Source organism: Steroidobacter gossypii, from assembly GCF_016801985.1.
GTDB lineage: Bacteria > Pseudomonadota > Gammaproteobacteria > Steroidobacterales > Steroidobacteraceae > Steroidobacter > Steroidobacter gossypii.
The window spans coordinates 1-759 of record NZ_JAEVLS010000029.1; the positions used below are offsets into that span (position 1 = coordinate 1).

The window sequence follows — 759 nt, forward strand, 5'->3', positions numbered from 1 at the left end:
TCGAGCGCAGCCTGGAGATGGTGATCGGATTGCTGGGGATACTGAAGGCCGGTGGCGCCTATGTGCCATTGGATCCGAACTATCCGGCCGAACGGCTGCAGCACATGCTGGAGGATGCGGCGCCGCGCGTGGTGCTGACGCAGGAGGGGTTGCGCGCCATGCTGCCGGCCACCTCAGCGGAGGTGATTGCGCTGGATGGCGATTGGTTGCGGATCGAGCGATTGGGTTCGGAGAATCTGCCGGCGCAGGCAGGCGGCGGCGAGCAACTGGCGTATGTGATCTACACTTCTGGCTCGACTGGCAAGCCGAAGGGCGTGATGATCGAGCATCGTAGTGTGTTGAACCTGTGGTGCGGGCTCGAGGCGTTTTATTCCCAGGCTGACAACTGCGGGCGCGTCGGCCTGAATGCATCGATCAATTTCGACGCATCCGTTCAACAGCTGACGCAGTTGTTATCGGGCCGAACGTTGGTTCTGGTGCCGCTGACGATCCGCAGGGATGCAGTGCTGCTAACGAGGTTCCTGCGAGAGAACCAGATCGAAGGAATCGACTGCACACCATCGCAGCTCAGATCTTGGATTGCGGAAGGTCTTCTTGCAGGAGCTGAAACGCCCTTGCGCATCGTCCTGGTGGGAGGCGAGCCGATCGATCCGGAGCTGTGGAACTGCCTGTCGAAAAGCGCTCAGACGGATTTCTTCAACGTTTACGGCCCCACCGAGAGCACGGTGGACACGACGGCGGCGCATCTAAACGGCGATC

At 60.7% G+C, this 759-nt stretch carries 1 protein-coding gene; it reads left to right on the top strand.

Features of this window, described 5'->3' with window-relative positions; genetic code table 11:
- A partial coding sequence (locus tag JM946_RS29890) for an AMP-binding protein (protein WP_203171120.1) occupies positions 1 to 759 on the top strand: 759 nt, incomplete at both ends.